The following is a 16,685-nucleotide window of genomic DNA, read 5'->3' as shown; positions in this document are numbered from 1 at the left end:
TTTATCCCTTATATTATAGTTGATCATAGCTAAAAATCAAGATATTTCGCTTGGAGCAAGGTCGGACAATGTTACCAGCCCTTCCTCCCGCGCCCGCGTCCAAGCAGCAACCAGACTCCGGCCAAAATCAAAAGGATCGCCAGCACATAAATAATTCCGGTATGAAGCAGGGTGAATCCGAATAAGACAATGGACAACGCCCCTATGCCCCATGCTGCAGGCAGAACAAACTCGGGTTTATAGCGTTCAGCAAGTCCGTACTCGAGTAAGCCGGCAGCAATGCCCAGCAAGAATGCCGGCCAGAGGCTGTTCATCAGCCCTCCGCCCCATGTATTCGTAATTCCGAACAAAATACCATACACCGTTAATATCCCTGCGGGAACAAGTGACCACGTAGGAGTAACTCTTGCATAGTACATGGCGTGTAGCGCAATTCCCGGCAGTAATAGAAGCAATGGCCAGAAATGGCGTCCAATAAAGCCAAATACCCCAAGCTTGCCAAGCAAAATAATGATACCTGCTGCCACGATAAATATGCCGATCGCTTGTTCATTTCTCATCTTCATCTGCAATCACCTCTTATATCAATTAGGCTATGTAGGTTATAAGCTTCAACGAATTCGCCGTTTCATGATGACCAGCTTTTGTAGACCTGCCTCTAGTGTAGCCCATGTTTTTGCAAAAAACTATACTTGATGTCGCATTTCGTCGCTGCTCTTTTTATGTATTACCCTAAAGGTATTGATCCGTCGCTTGTTCCTCAATGTTCACTACATGAGACGATTTCATTCAACAAAAAAACCGCCCTCGGCAGACGGTTGTCTCTCCACTCTATTTTTCTGCTGCATACCCAGAACGAAATTACGCATTTCGTCTGACAAACTTGTGTGCTCCCCCAACTGCTATGACCAGACCAGCCATCGCCACTGGTAGCAGAGTGTGGGCTTCCGCTGTCAAACTGCCAAGCCACTGACCCAGCTTCGGGTCACTCATCACCATTTCACCTGCCGTGAATGCCAGGATCCCTGAGCCCGCGAATACCAGAATCGGGAATCGTTTCAACAAACCGACAATTAAGCCGCTCCCCCACACCACAATGGGAATACTGATGGCTATTCCGATGACGATAAGTGCCAAGTCTCCATCTGCTAATGCCGCTATGGCAAGCACATTGTCCAGACTCATTACAAAATCGGCAATCAAAATGGTCTGTACCGCTTTCCAGGTCGTAGAAGCTTCCCGAATATGTACTTCGTCTTCGTTTTGAAGCAGGAGCTTCACGGCAATCCAGAACAGTAATATCCCGCCCGCTGCCTGTATAAAAGGAATTCCGAGCATTAACACCGCTGCAAAAGTTAGCACACACCTTAGTACAACTGCACCAAAAGCCCCCCACCATACCGCTTGCTTACGCTGCTTCTCCGGCAGATCCTTACTCGCAAGCGCGATGACCACCGCATTATCTCCACTCAAAACCAGATTGATCATTAGAATTTCAGTCAACAGCCACAATGTATCCATGTTTCTCCTCCCCCCACTCTTACTTGTATGTCAAAGTTGTCCATGCTATTCTTAACGATTGAACAAGCTTTTCGAAGTTCGGACATATAGAGGGAGTGACAGCATATGGAGCTTTTTAGCGCTGTTTTTTGGCTTGCTTTGGTGAAAATTGTATTTATTGATCTTATGCTGGCTGGCGATAACGCAATCGTTATCGGCCTTGCTGCACGTAATTTGCACCCTTCTGTGCAGAAAAAAGCGATTCTCTACGGGACAGCGGGTGCCCTAGTGATTCGTATTGTAGCCACAGTGGTTGTACTCTGGCTGCTTAAGGTGCCTTGGCTGCTGCTTGTGGGTGGCGTTTTGCTGATCTGGATTGCTTATAAACTATTGGCTGACCAAGGTGAAGAACATAGTGATATTAAGGCAGGCAGTTCCTTATGGGTTGCCGTTCGCACCATCGTCATTGCAGATGCCGCCATGGGACTGGACAATGTCATTGCAGTGGCAGGCGCCGCTGAACAGCATCTGGTACTGGTTATCATCGGATTGTTAATCAGTGTACCGATCATCGTTTGGGGAAGCACCCTGTTCATCAAGTTGATCAATCACTTCCCATGGATTATATATCTGGGGGCCATTGTACTCGGTTATACCGCATCCCACATGATTACAGAGGAACGCCGGCTTGTACCGTTTTTCACCGAGCATCCTGCCCTTCGCATTCTGTTTATCGTGCTGGTCGTTGCAGGCGTGGTATTCGCAGGATACCGCAAACGCTCCAGCAGTAGACAAGGTGGAGAGCACCAGCGATCCTACTCGTAAAATAAAGATCCGCACAAAAAAGGACCAGCCGATTTCCCATCGGCCGGTCCTTTTTTCCATCACAGGCAACATAGTCCTTATTATGTCATTCTACCATTTCAAAGGAATACAATCAGAACCAGTCTTCCTTGATTTCATTCCCCGTGTTTTCACTCGTTGCAGGTGCTGCTTCCCCAGCGTGTAGAACGATGGTTTCCGTCTGAGCGACAGCTTCATCTATCCATTCCGGCAAATGGCTCATCGTTGCTTCAATTTTGTCCACAATGCGAAGATTCGGGTTCGTTGTAGGTGATTTCGGCACGAACAGGGTGCAGCAATCCTCGTAAGGCAGAATCGATATATCATATGTTCCAATCTGTTTGGACAATGTAATAATTTCCTGCTTGTCCATCATGACGAGAGGACGCAAAAGCGGAAGTTCCGTTGCACGTCCGATGACATTCATACTCGGCAGCGTCTGGCTTGCAACTTGACCAAGGCTATCCCCGGTAATTAATGCAAGTGCCCGCTCACGTTCAGCCAGCTTCGTCGCAATTCGCAGCATGGAACGACGCATCAGGGTGATGATCAGATTATCCTGGCCAAGCTGGGTGAATGCCGTTTGAATCTCCGTAAAAGGAACCAGGTGCAGTTTGATGGTACCAGCATGATCAGCCAAGGCACGAGCCAGATCGATCACCTTTTCCTTGGCACGCTGGCTGGTAAACGGATAACTGTAAAAGTGTACACATTCCACTTCCAGTCCACGCCTCATGGAAGCCCATGCCGCTACAGGACTATCAATTCCTCCCGACAGCAGCGCCATCGCTTTGCCGTTGGTACCGAGAGGGAACCCGCCGACAGCGGGAATTACTTCATTGAAGATATAGGTCCCCTGATCTCGAATCTCCACGCGCAGTTCAATGTCCGGATTACGTACATCCACACGAAGCTGTTGGAACTTTCTTAATATCGGGGAACCCACCATGTGGTTCATTTCGTGTGAAGAATGAGGATACTCTTTCCACACCCGGCGGGTATTTACTTTGAACGTCGTACCTTCCTTGAACTCGTTTTCTCTCTCATCCATGAAAGCTACAGCCGTTTCCACGATATCCTCAAGCACAGAAGGAGTTACTTTAACCGGACTGATGGACATTACCCCAAAAACCCGTTTCAGGACTGCGATCAACTCTGTATGGGAATGCCCCCCCAGATCCACGTACAACCGCCCGAATTCCTTGCGCAGGCTTGCGCCTGGATATGGCTTGAGCAGGGCCCTCACCTGAGTAATGATGGTTTTTTCGAATCGTGCACGATTTTTGCCTTTCAACATAAACTCTCCAAAACGGAGAAGCAGCATATCATATTTCATTTGACTTTACATCCGCCTTTCCAACGGGCGCAGCTGCGCCACCATCTGATGCAGCGCTTGTTCCAGCAAGGCCACATCCTCTTCTGTATGTTCAATACCTAGACTAATCCGTAATCCTCCTGATGCGCTTGCCGCATCTCTTCCCATCGCAAGAAGGACTCTGCTGGGCTCCGCAGAGCGGGAGGAGCAGGCTGATTGTGTAGAAACGATGATCCCAAGCTGCTCCAGTGTGTGGAGCGCCACTTCAGCCTTCATCTCCGGATAAGAAAAGTGAATAATATGGGGAGCCCCATCCCGACGGCTGTTCAGTCTAAGTCCGGGGATGGTTTCAATGGTTTTCATAATCCGATCTCTCAGCACTGTGGCACGTTCAGCAAACGCGAGCTGCTGTTCTGCCGCAAGACGCATCGCTTTTGCCATACCTACAAGCAAGGGAACATTCTCTGTTCCTGCTCTCATGCCCTGCTCCTGCGAACCACCAGACAGCAGTGGGGTAAGTTCCACTCCACTTCGTACATATAGGAGTCCCGCTCCTTTCGGACCACGGATTTTGTGAGCGGATAAACTGTACAGATCAGCTCCCCACGAAGCGGGCTTTGCTTCCAATTTGCCAAACCCCTGTACCCCATCCACGTGAAAAAGCACGCGTGGTGCGGCACTTTTCAAACGGTTGCCTATCTCTGCAACAGGATGAATGATCCCTGTTTCATTGTTTACATGCATCAGGCTGACAAGAACCGTGTCCGGTCTTAATGCATCGATCACCTGCTGAGTACTTACACGGCCATCCGAATCCACGGGCAGCCAGGTTACTTCCCAGCCCCACTGCTGCAGCTGCAAAAAACTCTCATATACTGAAGCATGTTCGGTAGCCGTCGTAATGAGATGTTTCCCCCGTGTCTGGTACCTGAGTGCCGCTCCTTTTATGGCGAGGTTATTGCTCTCCGTTGCCCCGGAAGTAAACACGATCTCTTCGGGCTTAACACCAAGTGCTGCTGCGCAGCCAGAGCGTGCACGCCTCAGTAGTTGATCCGCTCGTTCTCCGTACCCATGAATGGATGACGGATTGCCATAATGTGCCTCCATAATTTCGGCCATCGTTCGAACCACGTCTGAATCAGGAGGAGTTGTTGCTGCATGATCAAAATATTTCAAATGAGGTCAGACCTCCTTCAGATGTTCTCTAAACCTACAGTGAGCATTGTAACACGATCCCGCCCCAACACAAAAAGACCAATCAGGAACAGGCTGGCTTCCCAGGCATGCTCCCGAATTGATCTCCTCCTGAACTCGCTGTAAAAAATACTGATCTTTGACTCTATACCGTATATTTTGACTGTGCTTTTTCCACTTTGGAAATATACGCCTGTGTCTCCGCAGGCAAAAGGTTAAGTACACTCATCAATTCACTGTCGTTTGACACACCCAATCGGGAAACGCGCCCTGGTCCAGCATTATAAGCCGCAAGCGCCATCTTCACCTCTCCACCAAAACGCTGAAGCTGAAGGGAGAGATATTTGGTTCCGGCATCAATACTCTGAGCAGGATCAAAGGCATTCGTTACACCGAGACCAGCTGCTGTCCCATCCATTAATTGCATTAATCCTTTGGCACCGGCAGAAGATACCACGTTCGGATTGAACCCGGATTCCGTGTCAATGACAGCCTTGATCAGAGATTCAGGTACTCCATACTTGACACTTGCCGCTGCAATCAAAGATTCAAAATCGGTTGGCACAGATCCCTTGGTATCCGCTTTTACAGTATTGGTATGTGTCGACAAAGATACATTCTCACTGCTGCTGGAAGAACTCACACTTGAATCCGTATTATACAAACTGCCCAGCTGTAACCACAACAAGCCGTCACTGGATCTTTTGGAGATGCCAATGGACGTTGAAGAAGATGAATCGCTGCTGTTCGAAGCGTTTGTATTTGCACTCAACAGCCCGTCCATCATATCGGCGAAGTCTGACGATGAACCTGCAGTTTCACCTGACACATTCGTTTGATTGGCAACATTGGACAATTGAAGTTCCAGTAACTGCCGTGACCCGTTTGGATCAATCTGCATCTGTTTTCCCACTCCCGTATAAAAAAACGTATATTATGCCTATATTCTACATCGTTTTACAAAAATCTGCCATGGTCTTCAGAAAAATAAACCCATTTAATCTTTTGTTTGCGTAAACGCGAAAAACCTTCACCCATAACCCGGATTGACGGGAAGGGAGAAGGCTAAGATATGCCCTATTCAGTTCAAAATTGCTGGCTAAATCACGTATTTCGTTAACAAGAATTTAACGGGCAAATGGAATCATGAAGAAATAACTGATGGTAGCGAGCGCTCCCAGTCCAATGGACCAAGCTCCGGCCGTTTTACGCCCGTTTACATAAGCGTAATAACCAAGCACGGCTGCAGCTGGACCAAGTACAATAGACCACATAAATAAGGACGCAATCCCGCAAGCTAACCCAATATAACCGGAGACTTTACCGGTTGACTCCATAACACGATCAGCTTCATGCTTTTCCGGGGCTGCTGCGGCCGGTTCAGCGCGTTCTGTACGTACAGAAGCCGGGGGAGCCACCTCTGCACCATATTCCTCACGATGTTCACGTCGTGGATAATCCACACGTTCACGCTTTTTCACATTGGCAGGAGTGGCAGTTTTGGAACGATGAAATGGATAATCCTCTTTATTATCATTCTTCACTTCAAAGCACCTCCATAATAATTAGGGATGACTGCTCATTTGGGTTTGAATGTGTGACAGCATGTTGCCGAAGAAGTACGCGCATGATCCTGATGATCCGAATCAAACGTTTCTCCAGCAAATTCTTCATGCAAGCGACGAGTAGCATGTTGGTCAATGTCAATCATGATGGCATCGGCATGGCAGAAATTGTTTTCTCCCCAGAAATGACAGTTGGACACACTGCATTTGACAATTGGCTTGTCTTGGCTCATATATTTATCACCTCGACATCTATTGTCTCCCCAGTGTAAAACGGCTATTCTCCGCCGAGATGTCAGATGATGACATGAATTCAGCCACTCTTTACTTGTCCGAAAACGCCAAAAAACCGCCATTGCTGGCGGTTTCGTCCATTTTATATAGGTTGTTAAAACGCTGAACTATGCGTGATTGCGTTGATTCTGCATCCGGCGCTGGGTCAAATAATCACTTTCATAAAAGGCCAGATCATCGCGCAGTTCTTCATATGTTTTGGAGACTTCAAGAATGACATCGCGTACTGCACGAACCGGCTTGTCACGGAAACGAATGGCATCCTGACCTGTGTACGCATATCTTCCATCTTCGGAATAGCATTCATTTTTGGGATAGAAAAAGCTGTTTACGCATTGGTGATACGTATTATAGAGAGCCTTTTCGGCAAAATCGACATCAAAATTGGCACGACGCAGCACAACGCCAAGTTTTTCGTAAGAAACTTCAGAAAAAACAAGCAAATGACGGAGATCCGAAAGAAATCCTTTGTAGAAGGTTGTCGATTCCTCAGTCTGGTTCTGATCCAGTTCAGGCAAGGCATTTTCATTCAAAAATTGTTCGATCCGATCGATAGCAGGTTTTAACTTTTCCCTAGTTGACTCACAAGTTTTCTGTACATTGGCTGCTGACATAAAGGTAGCTCCCCCTTAAATAAGTCCTTACATATAGGTCGGCCACGGTGGTTGTCCCCTGACCTTGGATTCTCAGCTACTATCCTACCATAAAAAGATGACGAGCGGTATCCCTTAATCATCCTTTACATAACCGCCACGATCCTTACCCATTAAGCGAAGCCTGCTCCGTTTTTACCTGCATAAAAATAACCGCTTTTCCTAACGATAAAACTATTCCAAGGACAACGATGAATACAGGAAACCCATGACTGCTGTCCAAAATACAAGAGGAGGTTATATTCCCCATGTCCAGACCTAAATGGATAAACTGGGCCATTGCCGCCGGTGCAGGAGCGCTTGCACTGACCCTGCTCCTTCCGACATCCAACCGTCCTGCACCTGAGCCGAGTGCTATGCCCGATGCTCCTCATGAGGAACATGCGAACAAACAGCATTTAAAAGTCCAGGATGTGAAAGCGACAGATTTGTTGACACGTATGGATGCCAAGCAGCATCTCAGCTTAATGCTCGAGAAGAGTGCCACAATGAATGAGGCCGAGTTCAGTCGTTACGTTCAGGATTTACAGCGTACACACGATCATATCCGTTCCATTGATGTGCTAAATACCAAAGGCACAACCAGTAAACATTTCGCTAAAGAATCTGGTAAAGGAAGCAAAATAGAGCAGCAAAAACTCGAGCACTCCTTTAACCTTGCGAAAAAAGCGGTTATGAAACGCCAAAGCTTCGAATCTTCCTCATTTCCTTTAGGCAAAGAAAAATATTTCGTAATGGGACTGCCCTCCAAGGATGGAAACAAAGCGGTTATTGCACTCTTTAGCCAAAGTGTCTTGAATGCGGTGGAACAACATCAGCGCAAAAATCTGCGCATGATTCCTTACCCGCGTGAGGGCAAATTCAAAATCGAATCCGTACACCCGGATACCCTTAACGAAGTCACGGTAAAAACAGGTCATGATAATGCCAATGCCAGCCATTTTTATGAAAATGAAATCGTTATTCGTTTCCGACAGGAGCCGGGTGAACGGGATATGCGGATCATCAAATCCGATTTGCGTACCCAATCTGCGCGTAAGCTGGGATACACTTATGTTTTTCGTTCAGAACACATGAACTACGAGCAGCTGCATTCCTATTTTGAACGCAAGTGGAATCCGCTGTATATGGAACCCCACTACATGTATTTAACCAATGAAGCCGCACCTGAACAAACCGATACGGATGTAACGATTCCCAACGATATATTGTTTACGGATTACCAGTGGAATCTCCCCGCCATTGAAACCAATCGGGGCTGGAATATTACAAAAGGGAAAGAAGACGTTATTGTTGCCGTAGTGGATACCGGAGTGGACCTGAATCATCCGGACCTGAAGGGCAAGCTGCTGGAGGGTTATAACGTCGTTGATCCGAAGAGCAAGCCCCTTGACGATGTGGGCCATGGTACACATGTAGCCGGAATCATTGGCGCCATTGTCAATAACAGCGAAGGCGTGGCCGGGATGAGCTGGTATAACAAGGTTCTTCCCGTGAAGGTACTGGACAATTCAGGCTCAGGAACCACGTATGCAGTGGCTGAAGGCATCATTTGGGCTGCGGACCACGGGGCCAAGGTCATCAACATGAGTCTGGGCAATTATGCAGATGCCCAATTTCTCCATGATGCCATCAAGTATGCCTTTGATCGCGATATTGTCCTGATTGCTGCAACCGGGAATGATAACACTGAACGGCCTGGATATCCTGCCGCTTATCCCGAGGTGTTCGCAGTTTCGGCCACCGATCCGGATATGAATAAGGCTTCGTATTCCAACTACGGCGATTATGTGGATGTAATGGCGCCTGGCACCAGCATCGCTAGCACCTATCCCAATAATCAATATGCCGCCCTATCCGGTACGTCAATGGCCAGTCCCCATGTCGCTGCACTTGCTGGGTTAATTCGTTCGTTGAATCCGGATCTGACCAATACGGAAGTCATGGACCTGATGCGTCAGAGTGTCATCGACCTTGGTGACCCGGGTCACGACAAGTATTATGGTTATGGTCAGGTCGATGTCTACAAGGCCCTTCAGTCTGCTTCAAGCAACAGTGCACCCTTACAGTTTTGGCCACAACATGTAAGGCAGCAGATGGATAACACGATGAAAAAATATACCAAGTAGCCTTTTGTGGATTGAAACTCCAATTTGCTTCGTGTACAAAAATAAAAGCAGCTGCGCCCCGGGGCGTATGCTGCTTTTTAAGCTGTTCTCTATTTCCCCGGGGCACCCGCTGCGACTAGCGTTTGCGGGACGATGTGCGGGCTTTGCCGGATTTTTTCACGGATTTTTTCTTGCTTTTATAGCTGGATACATAGCAAGGATCTTCTTCTTTGACAACGACAGGATACAAATGGTGATGAACTGGCACACAATGCGTTTTTTTGATGACTTCAATCGGGTGGATGACAGGTACGATCTGAGGAACGTAGTAATCCTCAACAACCTGGATCGGGTCACATACAATCGGGCAAAGCGGTGGACAGTAATGGTTCATTTAAAACCAACTCCCTTTCAAGTGATACTATAACGTATTGCACCAGGACGAAAGTGGATTGGATGTATGTCCTTGTTCCAAAAAATTAAATAAGCGGGAGCCTGTCCGCTGCTGTTCCCCCCTGCCTAGGCATGACCCTCTGAATAACACCGCACAACACACGAAGCCCTTCACACAACCCCTTCAGATTCGTTACCGTAAAGCAGATTCGCAGACTTGCCGTATCCGTCTCACCTACATAACAAGCAGATCCCGGCAGAAAAGAAACTCCTGCAGCCAGAGACTGACGGTGCAGCTCCCGCATATCCAGACCATCTGGCAGCTGAAGCCACAGGTTTAACCCACCTTCAGGCAAGACCCAATACATACCAGGTACACGGTATTCCTCCAGAACATCGGATGCTGCCTGAAGTCTGGCATACAGCTCTTTGCGTAATCGAACAATATAGGAGCTATACTGATGCTGAATGAAGGATTGAAGTGCCTTTTGTGTAAGTAAAGGACTGCCCAGATCTGCCGTGGATTTGGCTGCGACCAAACGGGTCAGCACACTCCCTTCAGCGATGGCACAGGCCACGCGGCAACCTGGAGACAGCACCTTGCTGAAGCTTTTGATATAAACAACATGACCTGTAGCATCCATCGATTTAATGGACGCAGGAGGAGAATCGCGGAAATACAGATCGGCGAATGGATCATCCTCCAAAATGAGACAGTGATAACTCTGGGCCAGATTCAATAGTTGTGCCCGTCTTCTGGCACTCATCGTTACACCTGTCGGATTGTGGTATGTAGGGATGGTATAAATCAACTTCGGCGGGTACGTGTCGCAAAGGCGTGTCAACAGATCAATACGCATGCCTTCACCGTCCATTGGCACGGTAATGATTTTGGCTCCTCTGCTCGTAAATACATCAATTGCACCCGTGTATGTAGGAGCTTCCATGTAGACCACATCTCCAGGCCCGACGAAGGTGCGGGCCACTAAGTCGATACCCTGCTGTGTCCCACTTGTAATTAGCATTCGCTCTGGGGCGACTTGCAGACCCCTTTCGGCAAAGTGGCCTGCAAAGGTCTGGCGAAGTTCCCGGTCCCCCTGAAAAGAGCCATACGCTGCCATGCGTTCAGGATGGTCAGAGGACAGCCGATAGGCACTATTAATAATTTCAGTCGTTGGCAGCAGCTCGGGCTGGATGGCTGACATATGCAGTTCATACTGAACCTGAGGAGACGCATCAAAATGCCGCCAAAGCTGCGCACGCGGCAAATAATCCACAAGTGCCATCTGCCAGTTCCACGGGGTATTATTATCGTGATTTCGCTCAGCTTGCTGTTTTTTATCTGTATCTTCCGTTTGGTCCATCTCCTGGGCCCCGCGTACATAGCATCCTTTTCCCTGTGAACAGGTTATCAGTTGAATGGCCTCAAGTTCAGCATACGCCTTAGACACGGTAACGAGACTTACTCCCAGGTCCGCGGTCATTTTACGTACAGACGGCAGACGTGTTCCAGGCTCAATCAAACCTGAACGGATCCGATCTGCAAGTGTAAGCGCGATCTGAATATACAACTTGGTACTGCTTCCCCGTTTCAATTCAATGTGCATCTGCCTGCTCCCCCAACTGTTATCATCCACATTTTACTGTTATATCGCATTCCGGCTATTATAGTTTATAATATCAGTATAACAGTGAATAACAGGAGATGAGAACACTATGAGTATCCCTTGGTCCAAAATGGCTTTAAACACCCCGTCCTCTGTCGTTCGCGACATGCTTCAGGCTGCACAGGCGCCTGGAATGATATCCCTTGCCGGAGGTTTGCCAGCACAGTCATCATTCCCGGTTGAAGCTATACGTGACGCGTATCAACAGGTGTTTATGAGCGGTGCAGCTGCCCTTCAATATGCAGAAACGGAAGGCTACAGACCGCTGCGCGCCAAAATTGCCGAGCGTCTGGAATCCAAGGGCATTCCCGCTTCCCCCGATCATATGCTCCTGACTACAGGATCACAGCAATCCATAGATCTGGTCTGCCGTATTCTGCTTGATCCAGGTGACAGCGTACTGGTTGAATCACCGACCTACCTGGCTGCTCTTCAAGTTATCCATTCCTATCAGGCCGAATCCCATGGGGTAGCCTGCGATGAAGAAGGCATGCTCCCTGAATCCCTTGAAGAACAGTTAAAACAGCATCAGCCGAAACTGGTGTACATTAATCCAACGTTCTCCAACCCATCAGGCAAAGTATGGAGTCGCGCCAGAAGACAGCAGGCTGTTGACCTATGTCGCAAATATGGAGTACTCATTCTGGAGGACGATCCATACGGTGAAATCCGTTTTAATCCGGAACAATTGGATGCACCTTCCCTTGTGGAACTGGATGCAGCATCCTATGATGGACCGTCCAACGTTATCTACACGAGCACATTCTCCAAAACCGTAGCTCCAGGTCTTCGTACAGGTTGGATTCTTGCTTCTGCAGATATTGTTAAGATTGCTGCACGAGCGAAACAGGGAGCCGATCTGCATTCCAGTAGCATCGACCAGAGAGCTCTTCATGCCTTGCTCGAAACGTTTGATCTTGATGGGCATATTCGAAGCATTTCCAAGGACTACGCCAAACGAATGAATACCATGACTTCACTTATGGCAGAGAAGGCTTGGGAAGGAATCACTTGGAACTCTCCGCAAGGCGGCATGTTCCTGTGGCTCGAACTTCCTGAAGCGATGGCAGCCAGCAATTTGTTTACTTACGGTATTCAGGAAAAAGTGTGCATTGTACCTGGTGATTCCTTCTACGCCGGAACTCCTGAACTGAACCGGATGCGTATCAACTTCACACATACAGACCCTGAGCTGCTTCCTGAAGCCGTTGAACGTATGGACCGAGCTATTCAGCGCTGGCATGCTGCTGCACAATCCGATACGGCGGTTACACTGTAATAAACTGTCATTAACTGTATTATGACTAGTATCCTGTCAGAACTTAATGCGTAAAAAAAATAAGGCGGCAGATCCGAGGAAATCGGGTTCTGTCGCCTTATTGATGTTTGTTTTAATTTTTTAGAAGAGAAGTACAATTAAATGTGAGTAAATCGATCAATACATGTTGTTGAGTTTGGAAAGCTTACCGTAAGCCGGGTTCTGTGCTCTTCGTGGTTCAAACGGGAACTACCCTCCCACCACAAGCGACAATCATCTATCTAGGCCATACATTGCTGCACAGCTCAAGCGACCAACCTAGACACACCTCGGGCTAAGGCTGCCTCCTCCGAAGAGTCGGCTGTGTCCCATTAGGTCTTGCTCCAGATGGGGTTTACCAGGAACGAAGTCACCAGCGTTCCTCGGGGTCTCTTACACCTCGGTTCCATCCTTGCCTGTACCGGAAAATCCGGCCATCGGCGGTCCATTTCTGTGGCACTATCCTTCAACTCGCGCTGACTGGACGTTATCCAGCATCCTGCCCTGTGGAGCCCGGACTTTCCTCTCGTGGCAACAAGGCCACCAGCGATTGTCTGTCAAGCTTTCCGAACAACATTACATAGTATACAAGCATTTGAGTTTACAAACAAGCTTAATATTACTGGAAACAGGTGATCCCAACATAATTACATAAACTGGAATACTTCCGTATTGACCTCCGAAGCCGTCACTTGGGTCTCATAACGCTTGTCTGCCAAACGTGAACGCAGCCAGTCCGCTGTTTTTGACTTCATAATCTTCTCGGCATTATGCCCCGCATCTATGATGCACATGCCAGCCATCAGCGCATCATGAGCGGTATGATAATCAATATCTCCTGTTACGATGACATCGGCCCCTTTGAAACGAGCGGTCAGGGTATAACGGCTTCCTGAACCGCCAAGGACTGCTGCTTTTTTGATCTGCCTGTTCAGATCCCCTACTACACGAACGTATGGCACGTTTAATTGGGCCTTCACGACCTCTACCAGTTCACCCAGTGTCTTTGGTTCCTTAAGGGGTCCTAGACGCCCCAGACCGAGTGTACGGCCTTTTAAATCCATTGCATACAGGTCATAGGCCACTTCTTCATAGGGGTGAGCCTTCAGCATGGCCTGTACAACTTTGCTCCGCAGACTTTGCGGTACAATGGTCTCAATACGCATCTCTTCCACTCGCTCCAGCTGGCCCTGTTCACCGATAAAAGGCTGTGTTCCCTCACCCGGGACAAAGGTTCCTGTTCCTTCGGTATTGAAGCTGCATTTGCTGTATTGGCCAATACTTCCGGCTCCAGCTTCCAGAATGGCCTGAAGCACCTGTTCATGATGCGTACGCGGGACGAATACAGCCAGCTTGTACAGATGGTCTGTATGTACATCTTCCAGTGACTCTTTGCTCTCAATGCCAATCGCTTCGGCCATCCAATCATTCATGCCGCCTTCGGCCACGTCCAGATTCGTGTGACTGATATATACGGCAATATCATGCTTGATCAGCTTCTCATACAATTTCCCCATCGGTGTATCCGTATTGAACGATTTTACCGGCCGGAAAATAATCGCATGGTGTGCAATGATGAGATTGGCACCGATTCGAATAGCTTCTTCAACAACTTCATCAGTCACATCAAGAGCAATCAGAACATGATTTATCTCTTTTTGCAGACTGCCCAGCTGCAGTCCGATCCGGTCATCAGGTACAGCCAGATGTTTGGGAGCCAGCTGCTCCATCAATTGAATTACAGTTTGACCTTTGGCAAACATTCGAGAACCTCCTTCAGGTTTGCAATCAGACGTTCCACCTCAGCAGCCTTTTCACGGGAAGAGTCCTGGTCCGATTTTGAGATGGACTGCACAACACCCTTCAGCTTAACGATCTCACTTTCCCATTTTGCAAAGAATACGTCTGTGGGTCTGTCCACCAGATATGGACCCATACGCAGCAATAGATCTTGCGTCAGAACGACTCCACCTTCAAGTGGACGGGCGAGGTACACTTCCTCATTCGCAATTGGACTGGTTGCCTGCGGCATGGCTGTAATAATCTCATAGATCTTGCCATCTTCCTCAAGCAATCGTTCTGCCACAACCACCCATTGATGATCCAGCAGCCAGCGTCTGAGGATATCCTCACCCACATTAGGTTGAAGGATAAGCATCTTCACTTCTTCCAGTTTGGAAAGGCCGCGGTCCAGTATGGAAGCAATTAATGCTCCACCCATTCCTGCAATCGTAATGACATCTACCTCGCCTGCAGAGACGACTTCAAGCCCGTCTCCACGACGAACGGTAATTTGCTCCTGCAGCCCTGCATCACTTACCTGTTTGCGCGCGGCCTCGTAGGGTCCCGGGTTAACTTCTCCGGCCACAGCACTTGCAGCCTTCCCACTGCGAACGGCAGCTACCGGCAGCAATGCATGATCAGAGCCTATATCGGCTAGACGGCTGCCCTCGGGAATTTGATCATGTATTTGTTGTAATCGATTCGAAAGTTTCATGAAGCACCTGCACATTCATTTAATTTATTGATTTGCATTGGACAACGAAAAGCGATAAAATGAAATCCAATCAAACATTTCAAGGATTAATTACCAAAACCAAGCAATTAAGACATTCGATTTAAAAATAAAGGAGACCTCGCCGCCGCCTAAGCGGCTTGCGAAAAGTCTCCCGTAGTTCTGTTATTCGAGGAAATCCTTAAGCCGTTTGCTGCGGCTTGGGTGGCGCAGTTTACGAAGAGCCTTAGCTTCGATCTGACGAATACGCTCACGCGTAACTCCAAAGACCTTGCCCACTTCTTCCAGCGTTCTCGTCCGTCCATCGTCCAGACCAAAACGAAGGCGAAGTACATTCTCTTCACGCTCTGTCAACGTATCCAGTACGTCTTCAAGCTGTTCTTTCAGCAATTCATAAGCAGCAGCATCCGCTGGAGCCAAAGCTTCCTGATCCTCGATAAAATCGCCCAGATGGGAATCATCCTCTTCACCAATCGGTGTTTCGAGGGAAACCGGTTCCTGTGCAATCTTCGTGATCTCACGCACTTTCTCCACACTCAGATCCATTTCAGCTGCAATTTCTTCTGGCGTTGGTTCGCGTCCAAGTTCTTGCAACAACTGACGGGATACCCGGATCAGTTTATTTATCGTTTCGACCATGTGCACCGGAATACGAATGGTACGCGCCTGATCGGCTATCGCACGTGTGATGGCTTGACGAATCCACCAAGTCGCATACGTACTGAACTTATATCCTTTTTTGTGGTCAAACTTCTCTACTGCCTTGATCAGACCCATGTTTCCTTCCTGAATCAGGTCCAGGAACAGCATGCCGCGTCCCACATATCGCTTCGCGATACTGACAACGAGTCTGAGGTTGGCTTCAGCCAGTCGGCGCTTCGCTTCTTCATCCCCGTTTTCAATCCGTTTGGCGAGCTCCACTTCATCGTCTGCAGACAACAAAGGTACGCGACCAATTTCCTTCAGATACATCCGGACAGGGTCATTGATTTTGATGCCTGGAGGCAAGCTCAGATCATCGTCAAAGTGGAATTCATCGTCTCCCTCTCTGCTGTTGTTTTCTGAGTCATCATTAGGGCGAAGCGTAACCTCTTCATCATTTTCGTTTACCACGTCGATACCCAGGTCACTTAATTGTTCGTAGAACTCATCCATTTGCTCAGCATCCTGCTCAAACGGGGAGAGTTTCTCAATGATTTCCTTGTAGTTCAATGAAGCTCTTTTTTTGCCTGATTCAATCAGTTGATCCTTAACCTGATCCAGCGTCAATTCTGTTTCTAGTTCAGTATGCTGATCATTCGCCATAACTCGACTCCCTCCTCCCTAGAAACATCCAACACA

At 48.2% G+C, this 16,685-nt stretch carries 16 protein-coding genes and 1 other RNA gene; 3 read left to right on the top strand and 14 right to left on the bottom strand.

From position 1 onward, the window contains the following. Window positions 1-71 precede the first annotated feature (71 nt). Both CHI14_RS17935 and CHI14_RS17930 read right to left on the bottom strand, forming a co-directional pair. On the bottom strand, window positions 72-566 hold the full coding sequence (locus tag CHI14_RS17935; RefSeq protein ID WP_095289925.1) for a hypothetical protein: 495 nt from the start codon (window positions 564-566) through the stop codon (window positions 72-74). Between the two features lie 295 nt (window positions 567-861). Continuing rightward, window positions 862-1,521 (bottom strand): TerC family protein, encoded by a 660-nt coding sequence (locus CHI14_RS17930; protein ID WP_095289923.1) that lies wholly within the window; start codon window positions 1,519-1,521, stop codon window positions 862-864. Between the two features lie 105 nt (window positions 1,522-1,626). Here CHI14_RS17930 and CHI14_RS17925 point away from each other — a divergent pair, with 105 nt between their 5' ends. Further along, window positions 1,627-2,325, top strand: coding sequence for a TerC family protein (locus CHI14_RS17925; RefSeq protein WP_095289922.1), 699 nt, complete (start codon window positions 1,627-1,629; stop codon window positions 2,323-2,325). Window positions 2,326-2,437: 112 nt separating this feature from the next. On the opposite strand, the gene thiI is transcribed toward CHI14_RS17925, so the two are convergent. The 6 genes from thiI to CHI14_RS17895 all read right to left on the bottom strand — a co-directional run bounded on the left by thiI (window position 2,438) and on the right by CHI14_RS17895 (window position 7,325). Further along, the gene (gene thiI, locus CHI14_RS17920; RefSeq protein ID WP_095289920.1) at window positions 2,438-3,679 is read right to left on the bottom strand and encodes a tRNA uracil 4-sulfurtransferase ThiI; all 1,242 of its coding nucleotides are present in this window, start codon (window positions 3,677-3,679) and stop codon (window positions 2,438-2,440) included. Between the two features lie 6 nt (window positions 3,680-3,685). Further along, window positions 3,686-4,834 carry a cysteine desulfurase family protein gene (locus CHI14_RS17915; protein ID WP_095289918.1) on the bottom strand — a complete coding sequence of 383 codons (1,149 nt, stop codon included), beginning with the start codon at window positions 4,832-4,834 and terminating at the stop codon, window positions 3,686-3,688. 163 nt (window positions 4,835-4,997) lie between these two features. Continuing rightward, complete coding sequence (locus CHI14_RS17910) at window positions 4,998-5,753, bottom strand: lytic transglycosylase domain-containing protein (protein ID WP_095289917.1); 756 nt, start codon at window positions 5,751-5,753, stop codon at window positions 4,998-5,000. Window positions 5,754-5,979: 226 nt separating this feature from the next. Further along, a complete protein-coding gene (locus CHI14_RS17905) occupies window positions 5,980-6,396 on the bottom strand; it encodes a hypothetical protein (protein WP_402876077.1) in 417 nt (138 codons plus the stop codon). 35 nt (window positions 6,397-6,431) lie between these two features. Further along, window positions 6,432-6,650 (bottom strand): DUF1540 domain-containing protein, encoded by a 219-nt coding sequence (locus tag CHI14_RS17900; RefSeq protein WP_095289916.1) that lies wholly within the window; start codon window positions 6,648-6,650, stop codon window positions 6,432-6,434. Between the two features lie 168 nt (window positions 6,651-6,818). Beyond that, entirely contained in the window at window positions 6,819-7,325 is a 507-nt protein-coding gene (locus CHI14_RS17895) for a YpuI family protein (protein WP_095289915.1), read from the bottom strand. Between the two features lie 287 nt (window positions 7,326-7,612). Here CHI14_RS17895 and CHI14_RS17890 point away from each other — a divergent pair, with 287 nt between their 5' ends. Then, entirely contained in the window at window positions 7,613-9,493 is a 1,881-nt protein-coding gene (locus CHI14_RS17890) for a S8 family peptidase (protein ID WP_095289914.1), read from the top strand. Window positions 9,494-9,608: 115 nt separating this feature from the next. Here the strand turns inward: CHI14_RS17890 and CHI14_RS17885 are convergent, their stop codons facing one another. Further along, complete coding sequence (locus tag CHI14_RS17885; protein ID WP_095289913.1) at window positions 9,609-9,866, bottom strand: hypothetical protein; 258 nt, start codon at window positions 9,864-9,866, stop codon at window positions 9,609-9,611. An 85-nt stretch (window positions 9,867-9,951) separates the two neighbouring features. After that, window positions 9,952-11,472, bottom strand: a complete 1,521-nt coding sequence (pdxR, locus tag CHI14_RS17880; RefSeq protein ID WP_095289912.1) for a MocR-like pyridoxine biosynthesis transcription factor PdxR — start codon at window positions 11,470-11,472, stop codon at window positions 9,952-9,954. 109 nt (window positions 11,473-11,581) lie between these two features. Between pdxR and CHI14_RS17875 the strand changes: the two genes are divergently transcribed. Further along, window positions 11,582-12,811, top strand: a complete 1,230-nt coding sequence (locus CHI14_RS17875; RefSeq protein WP_095289911.1) for an aminotransferase-like domain-containing protein — start codon at window positions 11,582-11,584, stop codon at window positions 12,809-12,811. Window positions 12,812-12,986: 175 nt separating this feature from the next. Here CHI14_RS17875 and rnpB read toward each other — a convergent pair. The 4 genes from rnpB to rpoD all read right to left on the bottom strand — a co-directional run bounded on the left by rnpB (window position 12,987) and on the right by rpoD (window position 16,649). Beyond that, window positions 12,987-13,395, bottom strand: an RNA gene (rnpB, locus tag CHI14_RS17870) — RNase P RNA component class A. Between the two features lie 81 nt (window positions 13,396-13,476). Then, entirely contained in the window at window positions 13,477-14,592 is a 1,116-nt protein-coding gene (locus CHI14_RS17865; RefSeq protein ID WP_095289910.1) for a Nif3-like dinuclear metal center hexameric protein, read from the bottom strand. Further along, window positions 14,568-15,326, bottom strand: a complete 759-nt coding sequence (locus CHI14_RS17860; protein WP_095289909.1) for a tRNA (adenine(22)-N(1))-methyltransferase — start codon at window positions 15,324-15,326, stop codon at window positions 14,568-14,570. Before CHI14_RS17860 ends, CHI14_RS17865 begins: the two co-directional genes overlap by 25 nt. A gap of 183 nt (window positions 15,327-15,509) precedes the next feature. After that, window positions 15,510-16,649 carry an RNA polymerase sigma factor RpoD gene (gene rpoD, locus CHI14_RS17855; RefSeq protein ID WP_095289908.1) on the bottom strand — a complete coding sequence of 380 codons (1,140 nt, stop codon included), beginning with the start codon at window positions 16,647-16,649 and terminating at the stop codon, window positions 15,510-15,512. Between the last annotated feature and the right edge of the window lie 36 nt (window positions 16,650-16,685).

This window comes from Paenibacillus sp. 7516 (assembly GCF_002272715.1).
Lineage (GTDB): Bacteria > Bacillota > Bacilli > Paenibacillales > Paenibacillaceae > Paenibacillus > Paenibacillus illinoisensis_A.
This window is presented reverse-complemented; position numbering and strand designations above follow the sequence as displayed.